General features: G+C 56.9%; 13 protein-coding genes. 2 read left to right on the top strand and 11 right to left on the bottom strand.

Annotation, left to right across the window (positions count from 1 at the left end; genetic code table 11):
- Positions 1-22: 22 nt before the first annotated feature.
- The 6 genes from VN577_13765 to VN577_13740 all read right to left on the bottom strand — a co-directional run bounded on the left by VN577_13765 (position 23) and on the right by VN577_13740 (position 10,546).
- Positions 23-2,695: a TonB-dependent receptor gene (locus VN577_13765; protein HWR15889.1), complete on the bottom strand. Its 2,673-nt coding sequence runs from the start codon at positions 2,693-2,695 to the stop codon at positions 23-25.
- Entirely contained in the window at positions 2,671-3,720 is a 1,050-nt protein-coding gene (locus VN577_13760) for a carboxypeptidase-like regulatory domain-containing protein (protein ID HWR15888.1), read from the bottom strand. The genes VN577_13765 and VN577_13760 overlap by 25 nt, the downstream gene beginning before the upstream one ends.
- A gap of 250 nt (positions 3,721-3,970) precedes the next feature.
- Positions 3,971-5,593 (bottom strand): hypothetical protein, encoded by a 1,623-nt coding sequence (locus VN577_13755; GenBank protein ID HWR15887.1) that lies wholly within the window; start codon positions 5,591-5,593, stop codon positions 3,971-3,973.
- Between the two features lie 72 nt (positions 5,594-5,665).
- Positions 5,666-5,890: a hypothetical protein gene (locus tag VN577_13750; protein HWR15886.1), complete on the bottom strand. Its 225-nt coding sequence runs from the start codon at positions 5,888-5,890 to the stop codon at positions 5,666-5,668.
- Positions 5,891-5,963: 73 nt separating this feature from the next.
- A complete protein-coding gene (locus VN577_13745) occupies positions 5,964-7,052 on the bottom strand; it encodes a hypothetical protein (GenBank protein ID HWR15885.1) in 1,089 nt (362 codons plus the stop codon).
- Between the two features lie 44 nt (positions 7,053-7,096).
- Positions 7,097-10,546, bottom strand: a complete 3,450-nt coding sequence (locus VN577_13740; GenBank protein ID HWR15884.1) for a glycosyltransferase — start codon at positions 10,544-10,546, stop codon at positions 7,097-7,099.
- Between the two features lie 124 nt (positions 10,547-10,670).
- Between VN577_13740 and VN577_13735 the strand changes: the two genes are divergently transcribed.
- Together VN577_13735 and VN577_13730 are read left to right on the top strand one after the other, a co-directional pair.
- Positions 10,671-12,026, top strand: a complete 1,356-nt coding sequence (locus tag VN577_13735) for a glycosyltransferase family 39 protein (protein ID HWR15883.1) — start codon at positions 10,671-10,673, stop codon at positions 12,024-12,026.
- A 24-nt stretch (positions 12,027-12,050) separates the two neighbouring features.
- Positions 12,051-13,580: a Sapep family Mn(2+)-dependent dipeptidase gene (locus VN577_13730; protein HWR15882.1), complete on the top strand. Its 1,530-nt coding sequence runs from the start codon at positions 12,051-12,053 to the stop codon at positions 13,578-13,580.
- Here VN577_13730 and VN577_13725 read toward each other — a convergent pair.
- The 5 genes from VN577_13725 to VN577_13705 all read right to left on the bottom strand — a co-directional run bounded on the left by VN577_13725 (position 13,577) and on the right by VN577_13705 (position 17,295).
- Positions 13,577-13,807: a hypothetical protein gene (locus tag VN577_13725; protein ID HWR15881.1), complete on the bottom strand. Its 231-nt coding sequence runs from the start codon at positions 13,805-13,807 to the stop codon at positions 13,577-13,579. The genes VN577_13730 and VN577_13725 overlap by 4 nt on opposite strands.
- A 103-nt stretch (positions 13,808-13,910) precedes the next feature.
- Positions 13,911-14,600, bottom strand: coding sequence for an outer membrane lipoprotein-sorting protein (locus VN577_13720; protein ID HWR15880.1), 690 nt, complete (start codon positions 14,598-14,600; stop codon positions 13,911-13,913).
- Positions 14,601-14,632: 32 nt separating this feature from the next.
- On the bottom strand, positions 14,633-15,001 hold the full coding sequence (locus VN577_13715; protein ID HWR15879.1) for a hypothetical protein: 369 nt from the start codon (positions 14,999-15,001) through the stop codon (positions 14,633-14,635).
- A gap of 45 nt (positions 15,002-15,046) precedes the next feature.
- Positions 15,047-16,006: a methyltransferase gene (locus tag VN577_13710; protein HWR15878.1), complete on the bottom strand. Its 960-nt coding sequence runs from the start codon at positions 16,004-16,006 to the stop codon at positions 15,047-15,049.
- A 41-nt stretch (positions 16,007-16,047) separates the two neighbouring features.
- On the bottom strand, positions 16,048-17,295 hold the full coding sequence (locus tag VN577_13705; protein HWR15877.1) for a GGDEF domain-containing protein: 1,248 nt from the start codon (positions 17,293-17,295) through the stop codon (positions 16,048-16,050).
- Between the last annotated feature and the right edge of the window lie 207 nt (positions 17,296-17,502).

Raw genomic sequence — 17,502 nt, 5'->3', positions numbered from 1 at the left:
CCGGAATCCCTCTAAGCAGAGCCTAGAAGGTCAAACGTGCTCCGAGCTGGATAATGCGCGGTCCCTGGTAATCGGAAAGGCGCATGAACGAGCTCGAGTTGATGCTTTGTGCCGTTCCTGACAGGTAGTACGTCGAATGGTTGAAGAAGTTGAACAGGTCAATTCTCAATTCATTTGTGAACCGCTCGGTGATCCTCGTTCTCTTCAGCAAAGAGGCATCCATGTTGAAGATGCCGGGACCGTCAAAGCCGCGAAGCGGTAACGTGCCGACCTGTAGCGGATCCGGATTGAAGAACTTCTGGGTGGCGAAACCTGCGGTATTGCCACCCGCAAGGGTTTCACTTCCAACAGCTGTGTTCGCCAAGGAGCCAGACGGGTTCAGCACGCCCGGATCGATGTAGTAGAAGGAATTGCCTTTGCGGTAGATGCCGAACAAATCCTTGATCTGATCTACCGTAAGGGTGGAGTTAGCAGTGTTGTTTCCGCTCGAACGGCCCGCGCGGTTGAAGGTTCCACGGTTGGATGCGATCGTCAGCGGGAAGCCACTCTGCCATTTGATAATGCCGGCGAACTGATAGCCACTGATTAGACGATCCAGGATTCCATTCGCAAAGCCGAACCTCTTGCCATGCCCAAACGGCAGCTCGTAGGTGAAGTTGGCTTTGATGTCGTGGCGGATGTCGTATTCCGAACGGCCACGATCGAGGTAAGGACGCGCGTTGTCGAGGAACACATCCTGGCGGGTCTGACCTGTGCCCAGAGCGTCCGACAACAACTTGCTGAAGGTGTAATTCAACTGCGCGCCGAAACCGCTCGTGAACCGGCGGCGGGCTTCCATCTGCATCGAATGGTAATCCGTTGTCGATCCGTTGTAGCCGTAGAGCGCTTCGTAGATTCCCGAATTCGGGAGGAAGGTTGCACGAGCGTTGGCACGAACGGCCGCCGAGGCACTCGCAATGTAGAAGTTGGCCAGATCGGCGATGGCACGATCGCGCACAGCGTTGATTACCGTGGTGGAGGTCAAACTGCCCCAGCTCGCGGTGTTCAACAACTGCAACGGCTGCGCCGCCGCACAAGACGTGGTTGTCGCGTTCAATGTTCCGGAGCAATTGAAGTAATTGTTCCGGGCCCGGTTGTAGTCGGCAATAAACGCTGAGCTGCGCGATATATCAAGCTGGTTCAAGTTGATCGAGCGGTTCAGTTCCCGTCCGAGGGTCCCTACGTACCGAACTTCAATCGCGGTGTTCAGGCCAACTTCACGCGTGATACCGAACTGGATTTCGTGCACATACGGGTTTCTGGTGTCCGGGTTGATACCGGAAACCGTTCCGGATGGAGAGAGCGCCAACTGGTCAGCCAACGTGCGCGGCACTTTGTAAGTGACGCTTGGCGTTGGGAGGGTGCCGCTTGCGGTGAAGAACTGGTTTACCAATTCGCCATCGCTCTGGAGGCCGGCGTTGCCGTCAAGGGTGCCCTGCCCGAAGCGAACGTTATCTTCCGTGATGAATGCCAGGGTGTAGCCTGCACGGATCGAGGTCTTGCCATTGCCCCACGGATCCCACGCGATTCCCACGTTGGGAGCGAAGTTGTTCAAGTCCTTGTTCCAGTACTGGCCGCTGACAAATCCGACTTGCGTAGTCGGATCCACCAACGCCTGCTGCATCGTCTGTCCGCTGCCGGGGATAGGAGTTAGCTGCAGGTTGTCACGTTCACTGAGCGGGCTGTAGTAATCCCACCGCAGGCCGGCCGTGAGAGTAAAGTTCGGCCGCAGGCGCCAGGTATCGGTCCCGAAGAAACTCCAGTTGTTCAAGATCACGTTACGGATATTGGGATACCCGGGGACGAAACCAGAATCCGTGGACTGCACCTGGAAGCGCTGGTCGACGGTTTGCACGTACCCAGAAAGGAACGAACGCAACTGGTTCGCTTCCGTGATGGAGGTGTTGCTCTGCACTCCACCCGGAAAATCAGCAGCCACCATGTTGTATCCGGTAGCAGGTGCGCCGTTGAAACCGAACGCAAGCACCGGGTACAGACCGCGATAGTTATACGGCGTGATCCGGATTTGCTGCAGGGCACCACCAAACTTCATATTGTGGTTGCCACGCACCCAGGAAAGGATGTCGCCCCACTGGCGGGTCTCCGTTGCGCGGCCTTGCGGCAGCAGAGCGCCCTGTCCAAAGTAGTCGCTTACACCGGCACCCTGGTTGGCACGGGGGTCGGTGATACCCATCGGCAGGTTGGCAAACGTGATGTTCCCGTAATCTTCCGTGTTTTTGAAGTTGGCTTCCGTGTCGTTGATACCGGCACGCACTTCGTTCTGCATGGTATTGGAGATGGTCCAGCGCCATGCGCCAACGTAGAAGCGGGCGATACCGTCTTGAGGGTTCTGGTTCTTCACGTTGACGACGTCGAGATCGGTACGGTCGGTGACTTCCTTCGACCGCTGCATCACGTATTCGAAGTGATGGTCTTTGTTCAACTCGAAGTCCAGTCGGTAGCCCCACTGGTTACGAGTTGTGGCATTGCCCTGGTTGTAGATGGCGCGGGCAATATTGAGGTTCGTGCCGACCGGCGTATTCGGACTCGCCATCGGTCCCGTATACCGGTCGATGAAGAGGCCTTTCACCTTCGCATCGATGGGCAGGTTCAAAAGCGTGCCGCCCGGATTCAGCACGTTAATGCTGCGCTGCACGCCTGAAGCATCCAGGTACCGATAGACGCCGGTGAAGAAATCGGGTTCTTAGGGACTACGTTGCCGGAACCGCTACCGGACGTGGCAGCCGAACGCTGACGCAGCCCTTCGTAATAACCGTAGTAGAACAAACGGTTTTTAATGACGGCGCCGCCGCCGTTCGCTCCAAATTGGTTACGGTTCAGGAAACCCTTTTTGTTCCCCGCCAAGTTGTTGGTCCAGGAGTTTGCGGCAAGATCAGAATTGCGGTTGAAGTAATATGCGCCACCATGAAAGTCGTTCGTACCTGACTTTGTGGTCAGTTTTACCTGAGATGCGCCACCGAAACTCTCAGCGCTCTGGTTGTTGGTTGTGACCGTGAATTCCGCCACCTGGTCCGCGCTCGGACGGTTCGGAACGAAATCAACCGCATTCGTACGGATGTAGTTGTCGTTGATGCTGACGCCGTCCTGGGTGGTATTCGTCCACGCTGGGCGTCCGCCGTTGATCGTGGTCGCCGTACGGGCATTGCCCACGACACCTGCTTGAAGAGCAATGAGGTTCAACGGGTTCCTGCCGAGGAGCGGCAGATCCGCCATCTGTTGCGCCTGAACGGTGTTGGACACGTCTGTCGTGACCGTGTTCACGATCTCCGTTCCAGCCACGACTTCTACCGATTCGCTGGCTGCACCGACTTCCAGTTGCGTGGTCATCGAATAGACGCGGCCAGCGTCTACCTTGACTTGCGTAAACACGCCTGTGCGGAAGTTAGGCGCCTCTACCTTGATCGTGTAGTTGGCGGGATTCAATTGAACGAAGGAGAAGTTGCCCTCGGGAGTCGTCTTGGTCTCGATCTTGTCCCCAGTGGCATCGTTGATGAGGGTTACCTTGGCGTTAGCGATCACTGCACCCGAAGTATCACGGACGATACCCGTAATGCCGCCCAAGCTTGCCTGTGCGAAAAGATAGGTCGAACTGCACAGGATCAGTAGCAGGGCGAGGCCAAGGAAAGTGGCGAGCCTTGTTGCTCTTGAAACCTGAAGCATGCTGCCTCCAGTTGATATGTAAGGGAAAACGGTGACCTCCTCTACGCAATTGTCATTCCGAAGAGGCAGCACGTGTTTTCAGAGACTTACAACGACGTCGTTACGAAACTCTTCTGTTTTTGGGAATTAGTTGGGATGGACTACTTAAATTTGTAGACTAACGAACATAAATCAGGGACGAACTGTTAATTTTTTCAACGTTCGACCAATAGAGGTCAAATCGGTTTAGATATGATTGTTGACAACGCTGTCAACATAACAACGAGAAGAGAGACTCCGCTTTCAGCCTGTACCGCTGATAGTCCCGGAGCAAACGATCCCGTTCGAGGGTACAGGCAACGGACGCCGCGGCCATCTTGCAAAACGCCATCCTGAAGACCGCGTATGCGAGCAGGTAAGCATGAACTCTTCCGGTTGCATCATCACCCGATTCGCGGCGGTACAGACGGAGCAACAGGTCGGTTCCGCTGTTATCAACACCCCATTCGACGACAGTGCCGGCGAGATCCCACGCAATATCGACTGGCCCGGGAAAGAAATGGTCGTCTCCGTGGCAGGCATTATCCACCTTGAAGAATTTGCCGTCGGCGTTTAGCCACTTATGGGGAAGCATGCGACCGTCAGCTATGACCGGATGTACCATGTCCAACTCCAGGTCTCGCGGAAGGTCCAGCCCAAATTCAGTCGCCACATTGTGGCGCAGCATACGCTCCAGCTCGGAACTGTCGACCTCCGAGTTAGCGCTGATCTCCCGACGGAGCACACAGTATTTCGCGAGTTGCTCTAGCACATCGGCGGAAACGTCGGAGGGAAGCAGGGTTCTCCCCTGAATCATGGGGTAAGCTCCGAATCCCTCGCACATCCCGAACGGGCGAGGCCCAAATCCGGCATCCGCAGCCTGAACAGCGCGCTCATTCGCCTCCGTCCCAAAGCGGCCGAATCCTTCGAATTTGAAGATCCGGGAACGATCGGCCGACAGGTATTTCTGCCGTTCCAGCGTCACCCAGGATGAAGGCCATTCCTCCTGCTTTCGGAAGACGAACTGGCGCCATGCACCTCCGGACACGTTAGCGTCGGCGTCCGTCGGGAGATACCTGCCGCCCTCGGTATGAAAACTATGGAACCGCACCCATCGCTCGCGAGCGCTTGGAGCGGTTAATTTGTCGGGCTCTACTCTCCTGCTGCCGAGAAACACGATCTGTCCTTCGGGAACACCTGTGCGCACGAGCGCTTCGCCGACGGATAAAAACGAAGACCCACTTATGCCAGGCCCTTCATCGACGACGAAGAACTTCGCCCCCTGAGCGAGCATGGTGGTGACCCACAGCTGCTGTGAGGACGTGAGTTGGGTGCACCGGTCGTAGGGATGACCGTGAGGACGAACGCTGATGCGGTCGGCCCGAATTCCTTGTTTCTGAAGACGTGCCTTTACGACCGCGCCAAGGGCGGTTCCAATGCTGCGGATTCCTATCACCGCAGCCAACGCCGTTTGCGGGTTCAGCCTTTGAACAAGATCGGCATAATCGAGCGGGTGCAGTGCGTAATACGCGAACCCTTCCGGCGGCGACACTTCCACCTTTTCGGGGACGGGCATTCCCTGTAGCAACCGAGTTAGTGCCCTGATGTCGGGCTGGATCCCGGAAACGAGCGCATCGGCAAATGCGTCAGTAACCCGGTTCGCCGAAGACCGGAGTTGACGATCCTCCAGGACACATTCCCACTCCCCGGCCCGGAGCAGCAGGTCGACAAGCCGAGTGCGGTCGAAGGTGGGACAACTTAGTTGATAGACGAGCCCGTTGAGAAGAGTACGACCCGAAAGAGCGGTCTTCGCATCACGGAAGACAAGCAGGTTCCAGGCACTATCGCTCGACATAGAGGCAGGGCACGTATGTTGCTAACGTGTCAGATGAGCAGGAACTCACCTCTGTTGCGTCGGCCGACTACATCAAGCGGCTTTCTTGCGTGACCCACGGGCCGAGCGAGCTACGTCGCCGTCTTTGTCTATGAAATACAGGTATTGGCCTTCTCTTTGGACGGCATTCGGGACCAGCACTTCGGCGTTCCCATCGCCCGACTTCGGCTTCTGGCAGACGTTTCCGTCGCCATCGATGTAGTACAGGTAGCTTTTGTAGTCGCGCTTGAGTTGTAGCTGCTTAACTTTTTCTGCCATGTCCGCTCCTGCAAAGCATTAGGATTCCTGGCAGGACGCCCTAGTTGTCACAGTGAATTTTTTACCTAGGTACCTAGGGGCGCGACTTTCTTCCGGACTTTTTAGGTGGCTCCGCCGCTTTGCGGGCTGCTCGCTCGGCTGCCTCGGCCTTCAGTTCCTCTGGAGTGGCAACTCTTCTCACGATGGGGCCGATCATCCGGTACTTACGTTCGGTTTCGGATCCGTCCATGTTTTTGATTTTCAGGGTGAAAACCGGCAGGACGCCTTCTTTGCCGAAATCCTCAGTTCCCGCTTTCACGGGGAATACTCCGTAAAGGTTCCGCTCGCGATACGCCGTTTCATACCGGTGACGTGCCAGGTTCCACGAGAACACCCGGATCTGGTTGTAATCCCACGGGAGACCATCCTTGTTGTCTGTTAGGACTACAAGATATTGAGGCACATTCTTGTCTCCGTCCTTTACCTGGTTCAGGACGAAACTAGAGACGATGCGCTGCCCCTCGGCATACTGCGCGACCTCCAGCGGTATGTCGACGTCGATCATGCGGCCCAACACCCATCCGGCCTGCCCGCTGCTGTTCCGCACCAGCGACCAATCCTCTAGGGCCGGAGGCGGAGGGGTCTGATCCTTGCCGTCTTGCGATTTGCTTACAGCCGGCCTTGACGGCTGGAGTCGCGCTGGCTTTTCGGCTGTAGCCCGCTTCAGTACGTCTACCTTCTCGCCTTCTTTCAACTGGAACAGGTGGTCGGTGTCGCGTCCGGGCGTCACATGAAGGTTCAGAGTGGTTCGTGCGATTCCGCGGGCCTGAACCGGAGCCTTGGCATTGTCGGCTGCCAGTTTCTGCAATTGGTCATAGACTTCGCTGCTGGTGAGATACCGGTCGGCAAGCCAGCCCTCTTCGCCCCGTTCGTTCCTGACAAAGGTGAACCGCCGCTCGCGGTCGAGGATATAAACCTTCTCGCCAAGCTTAACCGTGCCCTTCTTTTCGTAGATGGTCGCCAGGCGATCGCGCAGAAAAACCTGAGGCGCGTTGACGTAAGCAACTTCCTTCGTGACATTCGAAGCTTTATTGCAACCAGAAACAATGCTGAGAAAAGCTGCGATGAGGACTACAACCAGCAGGCGGTTGGACAGTGAAGGATGTGTTTCCGGGCAAACCACGAGAACAACTTCACTATAGCATCTTCGGTCCCGGCAACCACGACTCACGCACCAATCTTGGCATGAGACATTGACGCCGTGCGTTCCAGTTTGTCCCATGCGAAAGCTCCACCTTCCATCGCGCGTTTCAGGGTCTTGATCAGCACCAGCGAGAACAACTGCCGATAGGCGAAGCGCTGCAACCAGACGTGAGCCAGCAGCCAGCCATTCTCTTTGGCATTCGGCTCGCGCCGTTCGAGCAAGAACGCAATCGTACTGGCAATGAAATCGATCACCATGAACGTAGCGAAGAACAGCACCAATTTCTGCAGGTCGGCCGGATTTGCCGTCAGCGGATGGAAGTATTTGTTCAAACCGTAGTTAATGAGGCCGACCACAAACATGAGGTCAATGAACGGGGACACGATCGGCAACAGGATCTGGAAGATCACTATGTTCGGGATCGCTACCCAACCAAGAACGCCCCGGCGCGCAAACGCGCTGCGGTGCTTGTAAACCGCCTGCAGGATCCCGAACGACCACCGAAACCTTTGCCGCATGAGCCCATTCGCGTTGCTGGGAGCCTCGGTCCAAGCAATGGCCCGGTCTTCGTACACCACTCGATATCCGCTCTCCAGGAGCGCCATGGTGAGATCGCCATCTTCGGCGACCGTATCGGTGTGGTAGCCACCAGCCTGCTTCACGACGGCCGTTCGCCAGGCGCCGATCGCGCCCGGGACTACACTGACTGCTCCCAACGCGTTGAGTGCCCGACGCTCGAAGTTCTGGCTGGTGATGTATTCCAGGGCTTGCCAACGAGTCCACAGGTTGACCCGATTTCCGACCTTCGCGTTCCCTGCCACGGCAGCAATTCTCGTGTCGAGGAAGTGCGGGACTAAGCGGGCAATCGCCTCTCGAGCGATTACGGTGTCGGCATCTATGCCAACGAAGATTTCTTCGGTCACGAACGTCAGCGCGTGATTGAGCGCTTCCGCTTTACCGGCATTCGGCTTGGTCAGGACCAAAACTTTTCCGGCCGTAATCTCTTTTGCGAACGCTGTCTTCGCCACTTCGTATGTACGGTCCTTGGAGCCATCGTCGATAACGATCACCCGGAAGTTCGGGTAATGCGACATCAGGACGGCACGTACAGTCCTTTCAATGACCTTTTCCTCGTTGAACGCGGGAATGAGAACAGCAACTGGAGGAGTGAACTCCGGCTTAGGCTTCCTGTCGGACCTGCTTCCGCGAACGCGGTCGAAGATCGCCAGCGAGCCCACGAGCAGGAGGCGTGCGCTCATCAAGATGTCCCCGATATAGAAGACGATCACGATAAAGCCCGTGACCATGCCCATGAGTTTGAACCCGAGCAGGTCCACGTGAGCGATCCAGCGCTCCTTGCTCGTAGCCAGCGGCGGCATCACCTCAGCGCGTGTTTTGCCGATTAAGTCCGAAACTGGCACGGGTTCGTATCCTCGCGCCCGCAATCCATCGATGATCAGCGGAAGAGCCTTGACGGTCTCAGACCGGTCACCCCCGCCGTCGTGCAGTAACAGGATGTTTCCGCAACCGACCTTTCCGTTGCATGGCGGGAGGTTATTGAAGACGTACTGCGCGATCTGCTGAGCTGAGCGGCGCGGATTGTCCTGCCAGTCATTCGGATCCAGTTTGTCGCCGATGGTAATCAGGTGCTTGCCCTGCGTGACTTCAAGAGGACGCACCTGGTCCGCGGTGTCCGGCTCCTGATCGATCGAGTAGGGCGGACGGAACAGCAGACTTCTCACGCCGAAGCGGCTCGCAAACAGCATCTCGGTCAGGTTCAGTTCCACGTCCATGTAGCGGCGTGAGATGTTCGAGATGTCCGGATGCGTAAAGGTGTGATTCCCGATCTCGTGTCCTTCGCGATAAACGCGTTCAGCAATCGAGGAGAAGTTCTGCGCTTCGACGCCGATCAGGAAAAATGTCGCCTTTACGTTCTTTTGCTTCAATACATCAAGAATCTTCGGCGTCCATTGCGGATCGGGGCCGTCGTCGAATGTGATCGCGATCTTATTCGGCGATGCACCGTACTGGTTGATTACGTACGGCGCCGGAAACTTCACAATGGATTGAGAAACGACCAGCCCAGTCGCCGGGTCCACTTTCAGGCTTCGCTCGCCATCTTGCGGAGCGCTGGCAATGTGAAGGATCTCCCCTTCCCCCTCCATATCGACATCCTGGCCGGGCAACAATACTTTGAGCTTGTCCTCCGAATTCGGTTCCGATGGGAAGTCCCAGATCGACCACAACGACCTGTCTTCGGATCCCAACCGCCACAACGCAAACGTGGTGATTCCGAGATCACGTGCCGCCCTCATCTGGTTCAATACGGTAACGCCATCCAGGAACCAGACATCGTGACGCTTGTTGTCGTCGTCGAGATACGAGAAGTGCGGATTTAAGGTGTCTTCGTCAAATGCAATGCTTGATTCCGATTCCGCCGCGGTAAGCCAAGCCTCCTGCACGGACCTTTCCGGAGGCTTTGCGCTCTTGGCGCCGATCTCCCAGTCATAGCCGTAGCTGCCAACCGCGCAGATCAGTTTTTCCCGGGGAATCTCTTTCACCGCGCTTACCAGGTTTTTCGTGAACCATTCCTGTGACGCAATCGGCCCGGGATCGCCTCCGCCGAAGTGTTCGTCGTAATTCATCAGCACAAGGCCGTCGGAATTCGCAGAAAGGAAGCGGAAGTCGTAATCGCGATCTGCCACGGGGACGCTGATGTGTAGTTTCATCCCGCGGCTTTTCAGGTCGTCGTGCAGCTCTTTTACGAACGTGCGGTAATAAGCCTGGTCTTGAGTGGGGATACTCTCGAAATCAAGATTGATCCCCTTGTATTTATCGCTGGCAAGAAATGTGCCCAGTTGCTGGCGAAAATTCTGCCGCGCTGCCGGATCCTTCAGCAGGTTGGTAATGTCCTTCCACTCATTCGTTGTCGGATCGAAGTTGTTCACCAGCGGCATGACTTCGGTCGCGGCCTTTTCGAAGGTGATGAGTGGCATAACCTTGGTGTCCACCGGCTGCACTCGTCCGCCCTGCATGACGTCGAACATCTTGTTCAACTCGGTGACGGCCTGCAAACGGCCATCGCTCCCGGTCACGTGCAGCCACTCCGGATAGAGGATGTCGATGAGGTGAACGTACTCTTTTAACGAGGCGAAGCTACCCGCATCCCATGTCACGTAAAACGCCGCTCGAATTGGGTCTCCGGTGTTGAGGGCGACCTGCGATGCAGGTTTCGCTGTTTTGCGTCGGCCGACCGGACGCACATGCGTGTGGCGCCGCTCTTTCTCTTTCAGCGGTCGGTAGGCCTTCTTTTGATTGGCGAAACTGAGGCTTGGAAGATCGGCATCTTTGAGAACGGAATAAGCAAAGAAGATGACCACTAGCGTCAACAGGACCGCCAGCGCATCGAAAGCCCTGCGCAGCCGGCGCCACCGGCGACGCTGCGGATCGTAGAAGACTGGCTTCGCGCTCATGAGAGGAGTATTTCTAATCGTACAGGAACCAGACTCAGCATGGCTGTGGCAGAATCACCTATTCTGAATGAGCCAACACTCTCAATTTTGGCAGTTTCTTCGCAGGAATGCGGCTTTTTTTGTAGTGGGAACCCTTGCCGCCATCGCCTTTCGGTTGCTGTTCTTCTTCAAGTTTCGGATGATCACCTACGATTCCTTTGTCTACGGTGATATCGCCAAAAACTGGCTCCAGCACGGCATTTACGGACTCGACCAGCCACCTGACCCGACGTTTGTTCGTCTGCCCGGCTACCCGATGTTCATTGCCGCGTTGTGGTCGATCGTCGGCGTGGAGCACTACAACGCTATTCTTCTTGTTCAGATCGCAGTCGATGTTCTTACCTGCTTCGTCATTGCCGATCTAGCTCGCCGGCTTGCGTCGCAGACCGCGGCGAAGGTGGCGTTCGTCCTGACGGCCTTGTGCCCCTTTTTTGCGAACTACACCTCTGCGGCACTCACGGAAACGCTTGCCATCCTCTTCGCAGCGGCTGCATTCGATGCTGCAGTTGCGGCCTTGGAGGCTCCAACCAAGAAAATTCGCTGGGTTATCTGCGGACTGGCCCTGGCAGCGGGGATTCTGCTTCGTCCGGACGGTGGCATGTTGCTGATGGTGATCGCCGCATATAGCTTCGTGATTGCGATCAGGCGCCGTCAGCGGACCATTTTCGTTGGAGCCGTACTTGCGGCATTCATCGCGCTCGCCCCATTAATTCCTTGGACCGTCCGTAACTGGCGGGTATTTCACGTCTTCCAGCCCCTGACTACCACGACTGCGAGCATGCCGTGGGAGTTTGTGCCGCACGGATTCCATCGCTGGACCCGCACCTGGATTGCCGATTACTCCTCGGTGGAAGATATCTGGTTCAAGGTGGATGGCGAACCAATCTCGGTTGGCGATCTTCCGCGGCGAGCTATCGACGACGAAACCCAGCACATTCAGACAGAAAATCTTTTCGCAGCCTACGCGGAAAACGGGAACGCCATCTCTCCCGAACTCGACACGCAATTCAACCTGCTTGCCGAACTACGCATTCGCTCTCATCCACTGCGTTATTACGTCGGACTCCCACTTCTGCGCGCAGCCGATCTATGGCTCCGTCCTCGCACCGAAATGCTCCCCATCGATTCTCATTGGTGGATGCTGCGGCAGGATGATCCACCGCAATTCCGATGGGCGATACTGCTGGCAGCGATCAACATTGGCTACATTCTTCTAGCGCTTAGGGCCTTGCTGCGTAATGCCATTCCTTACTTCATGCTGTTCGTCTCGTTTATGCTGCTCCGCACGGCCTTCCTGGCGTGGATGCCGAATCCTGAACCAAGGTATGTGCTCGAATGTTATCCCGCCATCATCGCGCTTGCCGCGTGCGGTCTAGTCTCCGCGATTCGTCCCAACAGCACGACAAAATTCCATCGTAATCATGCAATTGCGAATCAATAATCTGTTCACCGGAGAGAGTAGTTGATGATGATTCGTTTCCTCGTGGCTGCACTACTGGTTTCTTCCGCTCTTCTCAACGCTCAACAGAAAGTAACAGCCGATTCGCTGCGTGCCATCTACAAGGATCAGTTGTCTCAACACATGGTGCCCATGCTGTCTGAGGCCGTCCGCTTCCAAACCGTGAAGGGCAATGTTGAAGCCCGACAGCAACAGCAGGCCTGGCTGCGCAAAACGGGAGAGAACCTGGGCTTCACCGTTCGTGACGCCGGACTTGTCACTGAAATCGAATTGCCCGGTCCTGCCGGTGCGCCCGTCCTGGGTTTGATGGTGCATGGCGATTTGCAGCCTGCCGATCCGAAAGAGTGGACCTATCCTCCGTTCGAAGCGACCGTGAAGGATGGAGTCATTTACGGCCGTGGCACTGCCGACGATAAAGGACCGCTTGTGCAGGCGCTGCTCGCGATGAAGGCGCTACAGATAAGCGGCGTTTCCCGTACGCATACAATTCTGCTTCTAGTCGGCAGCGACGAGGAGAGCGACAACCAAGACGTTGCCGAGTATTTGAAGTCGCACAAAGCTCCGGACCTCACTTTGGTTCTCGACTCGGCGTTCCCCGTGGTAGTCGGAGAGAAAGCCTGGGCGGAGTTCTCGCAGACCGCAGACGATCCCTATCGCGTTCGGTCGGCGGCCAATGCTCCATTTGCGCTTACGAAACTGACCGCCGGGCTCGCCACCAGCATCGTGCCCAGTCGTGCCGACGCTACTTTGAGGTGGATCTCGGATTCGCAAGATGGTCTAACGCAGGCTGTCGCTGACCTGAGCCGCACGAAAACCGGCGATGGATTTCGGTACAACGTCGAGCGCACCGGGAACGAAGTTCAGATCACCGTTTACGGCCGCGCTGCGCATTCCGGCATGAACCTTGAAGGTGGAAGGAACGCACTCGTGTTTCTCGCCAACATGCTGAATGGCAAACTGGCGAAGTCGGGTGCCGCTGATCTTCTCGCGTTCGCGCGACTCGCCGGCTCCGACCTTCACGGCAAAGCACTGGGAATCGCGCAGTCAGACCCGATCTGGGGCGGCGAAGACGTAAATGTCGCAACCATCAAAGCAACCGAGGACGGCAAGCTCAAGCAGGCGATCAACGTTCGCCATATCCCGCCGATGACGGTTGCAGACCTCCGCGCGAAACTTGAAAAGAAACTAGCCGACTTCAACGCGTCAACCGGAGCAAGCCTGGAAGCTGATGGCTGGTATGACGACACGGTGCTCAGCTTCGATATGAATTCGAAGTTGGTGAAGCGCCTCATGGCCGATTACCAACGCGCCACGGGCGAGCGGATCAAGCCTGCCGTTTCAGGCGGCGGTACCTACGCCAAACGGCTGCCCAACTCCATCGCCTTTGGCATGTGGTTCCCCGGCAAGCCGTATCCCGGTCACGATGTAGACGAGCGAGTTCCCACTGCCGACTTACATCGCGGCGTCAGCGTTTTGCTGGAGGCCTTGTTGGATTTATCTACGGGCCCGAAAATGGACAAACCGCTGGAGCCCTAAGCCTGTGAGGGCTTCTCCAGCGGACGGTCCGACATGCGGAACTGCGTGCGGAAGTGCTCCGACAGCAGTTCGATGGCAGGACGGTTTTCCTGCGGGTCCTGCTGGGTGAGGTATTTCATCGCTTCCACCAGCATGCGCTGGCCTTCGACGAATCGCGGATCGGAAATGCGCTCCTTCTTCCTGCGCGTTGGATTCGGTCGAACCGGAATGGTGAACAACTTGGCCATGAATACCCCTAATGGGAAATTCTTGTTACCGTGGTGGGACGCGAAGAAGCGCCACTGTGGTTGCTCAGTATAGCGACGCTTCTACTCTGGTTCCAGAGACAATTTATCCGTTTGGCCGAATCGTCTTTGTCTTCGACGTAGTCTTCAGTTTGAACTGCTCATCACTGAGCTTTTCATTCATCTTGATGTTCGAGTACTTGGCCAGGCGGTAGTTCCCGTCTGCGTCGAAGAATTGCTGCTGCACCGACACGCCCCGGGCTGGATCGATCCACAAAATGATCTTCACGAACATGCCACGAACGCGTTGCGACTTCGGGGTCAACTCCAGCTTTGCCGCATTGATTCCCTGCACCTGCTCTGTCCCCGCATATTTCACGTCAAATGACTTCGCCAGATCACGCCCTGCCCCGCCGAAGCCGAGCACCAGGAAGCTTTCGAAATCGGCCTTGCTCTTGCCGGCATCGTATTCGGTGACCTGGTCGATCTTGGGTTCGTATAGCCGAACCTTGCCGTCGGCAAACAGCACCTGCTTGCCCGCGGGCTTGCGGATGTCCGCCGCCATCTGCACGTCGGTCTTCGACTGTCGCCGGAAGTAGATCGTCCCTTCCTGCATGTCGTGGTCGTCGACGACCTTCGTGTACTGGTCCCAGACGAAGTCCGCCTGGGCGTTCTTAAATGTGGCCGCCTGTTGGTCCATGGCGCTCAGCACTTTTTGCAGTTGGGCACCTTGGCCAAAAGCCAAAGCTCCCATCGCCAGCAACAGGCAGACCTGAACTAGAAAATTACGCTTCATATTTGATTAGATGACCCAACTCTGCTCAGCGATCAACGTTGAACGCGTACTTTATACAACACCGTGTGGCCTTTAGAGTCGCGGACAGGCTCGAAACTGGTGATCGAAACCTCCCCCCCGATGGGCTCAATCACGCGCAGCAGGTCCGCCCGGACTGCCTCCTCCGAGCCACCTCGGACTGCCGTAGCGTCCACTTCGTAGATAAACCCATTGTTTCCATCAGGCTGAACGATGACCTCGCTCTGGTGTGGGCGGTGCTCAGCCGGTTTATCGCCGAACCACGCACGCGGCGTCACGAAGATAAAGAGAAGAATGGCCGTGACCATTACGTCGTAATGGAAACTGCCACGGGTATGGGTCCAGAAGATGTATCCCTTAATTACGTCCCAAGCACGCCGCATAAGCAGATCTAAGGATAAAAGTATTAGGGCCCGAGCGCAATTCGCCTATTTCTCGGCCACGATCAGATTCGTATTCGGCGGCAACGGTACGTGCCGGACATTTCGAAATCCAGCCTTCTCCAGCCAGCTTCGAATCTCTGCCTCGGTGTACGACGATCCCGAAGGCGTCCCCACCAACATATTGAGCGAGAACAGCACCGCCCACCGCGGCGAGGTCCTTTCCGGATCCAGCAAAAACTCCTGAATTGCTATTTGTCCACCCGGGTTTAACGCGGCATACGCGCGCTTTAGCAGTTGCCGATTTTCATCAACCCCGAATGCATGCAGTATCTGCGACAGCAGAATGAAATCGTTTCCAGACGGCAAAGAATCGACGAGCATGTCGCCCGGATGTGTTCCAATTCGATTGGCCAATCCCGCGTTCGCCACATGCCGGCTCGCAATCTTTAGCACCTCCGCACGATCGAAGATCGTGACATGAAGCTCCGGGTTCGCCTGCGCAAACGCGATGGAATAGGCCCCGGATCCTCCGCCCAAATCGAGCATTTTGCGGAAACGAGATGCCTCCACGGACTCCACCACGTGCACCGCCCGCTCGCTCGCGTTCCGATGCATTGCAGCGATGAATGCCTCAGTATCGGATTCGCTCCGCTCGCTCGGCAGAACCGCCGTGCCGGTCTTTACGCATTGCGTCAGAGAACTCCAACGGTTCCAGAGGCCGACCTGGTGCATCACGGACATCCGAGCATCGCCGGACAAGTAGCGTGACGCGACTTCCGCGTTGAAGTATTTGGAATCGGTCTTCGTCAGCAACTCGAGATTAACCAGAGCGTTCAACAGCATCTCGGTTGCCCGCGGATCAGTTCCTATCTTGGCGCCGACTTCCGCCGCGGTTGCCCCCGATGCGATCTTGCTGAAGACGTCGAGTTCGATTGCTGAGAGAACGACTCGGGACTGCCTAAATGACCAGATGAGTTCCTGCAGCTGTTCGAAGGCGAGACTCATAATGTGCTATTTCAGCACACCGGCAGTAAAAGCGTCTGTGTCTACGCTCCAGCCGCCCGCTTCCTGCCCACCGTCGCCACCACCACCCGATTCCTGCCGCGCTGCTTGGCCGCGTAGAGGGCCTTATCAGCCGCCTCGATCACCCAGTGGACATCGTCGTTTTCCGCCCGAGGCTGGGCCACTCCAATGCTCACCGTGACCGACGTTCCCACACGTTGATTCTGCAAATGCCTCGGGCTATGGCAATACCGCCGCTCGTCGCGCTTCCTCTGGCTGCGTTCCGGACCACGCACGGTGAAGGTTGTGTCTTCAATCGTGCGGCGCAGGAGTTCCGCGTGCTCCATGGCCTCTTCCGCCGACTTCCCCGGGAACACCACCGCAAACTCTTCGCCGCCGCAGCGGAACGGTCTCCCCTCGCCACTGACGTTCGCCAACCGCGAGGCCACCATGCGCAGCACCTGGTCTCCGACTTCGTGCCCGTAGGTGTCGTTGAACTTCTTGAAATGGTCTACGTCCACCATCGCGATGGAGTACTTGTCATCCAGCGCGGCGATCGTCTGGTTGAAGGCGCGCCGTCCCGGCAGACGCGTCAACTCGTCTTCATACGCGAGCTGGTAAGAGGTTTCGATCACGGACACGGTAATCGCCACCGCGCCCGCAGCGAGGTACGCCGTTCTGACCGAACCAGCCGCGTGACACGCCAGCAGCGAAGGTAACAGCGACCACGCCAGCCCCGCATCCAGCGGACGCCGCTCCTTCACGAACTTGTAGAGCAAAGCCGCCGTAGCGAGTGCAAACATCAACGTCGGGATGGGCCCGATTGACAGGGGCCACGCCGACTTTCCCGCGTTCACCCAGGCCCAGAATGTACCGGCTTCTCCCGGACGACATGTGGCTGCTAGCACTCCTGCCTGCACCGTAGCGAATCCCGCCCAGTACCCGATCGGCTCCAGCGAGAGCGTGAATTCCTCCACCATCAAGAGCGCCACCAGGTTCAGCGGCAGAAGCAGGCTCAGCGCCGCCCCCAACGACGGGTTCTGTGCGTTGGCGTACTGAAAGGCGAATGTCACCCCGGCAAACAGCAACAGCCCAGCGATACTCCTCTTCGCATGGAAGCGCCACGCCGTGAGCAGGCCTGCCGCAATGACCGCCACCGCTGCGTAGTCAGCTGTGTGTGCTATCGGTTTGCGGAACAAGCCGCTCGCAATCGCGATCGCTGCCAGCAGGACGACTGTCCCGTTCGGCCATAGCAATTGCCGGAGCACGCGTTTGAGTTCCGATTGCGGCATTGGATTGGCTAACGATATGCGTTTGCGGGAGCCTGAACGATTGGCTTGAATGGTACGGTTTGTCCCAAAAGGGAACACCCGTATCTGCCTCATGGCCACGTCCTTGAGTGCAAAAAAATCCGGGACCGCAAGTTTGCAGTCCCGGTAAATGAGCTGGGAGTCACCAGCTCTTATCCGGCTTGGCAGGTCATGCCCGCCGCACTTCCC

It is taken from the genome of Terriglobales bacterium (assembly GCA_035561515.1).
GTDB lineage: Bacteria > Acidobacteriota > Terriglobia > Terriglobales > Acidobacteriaceae > DATMXP01.
This window is presented reverse-complemented; position numbering and strand designations above follow the sequence as displayed.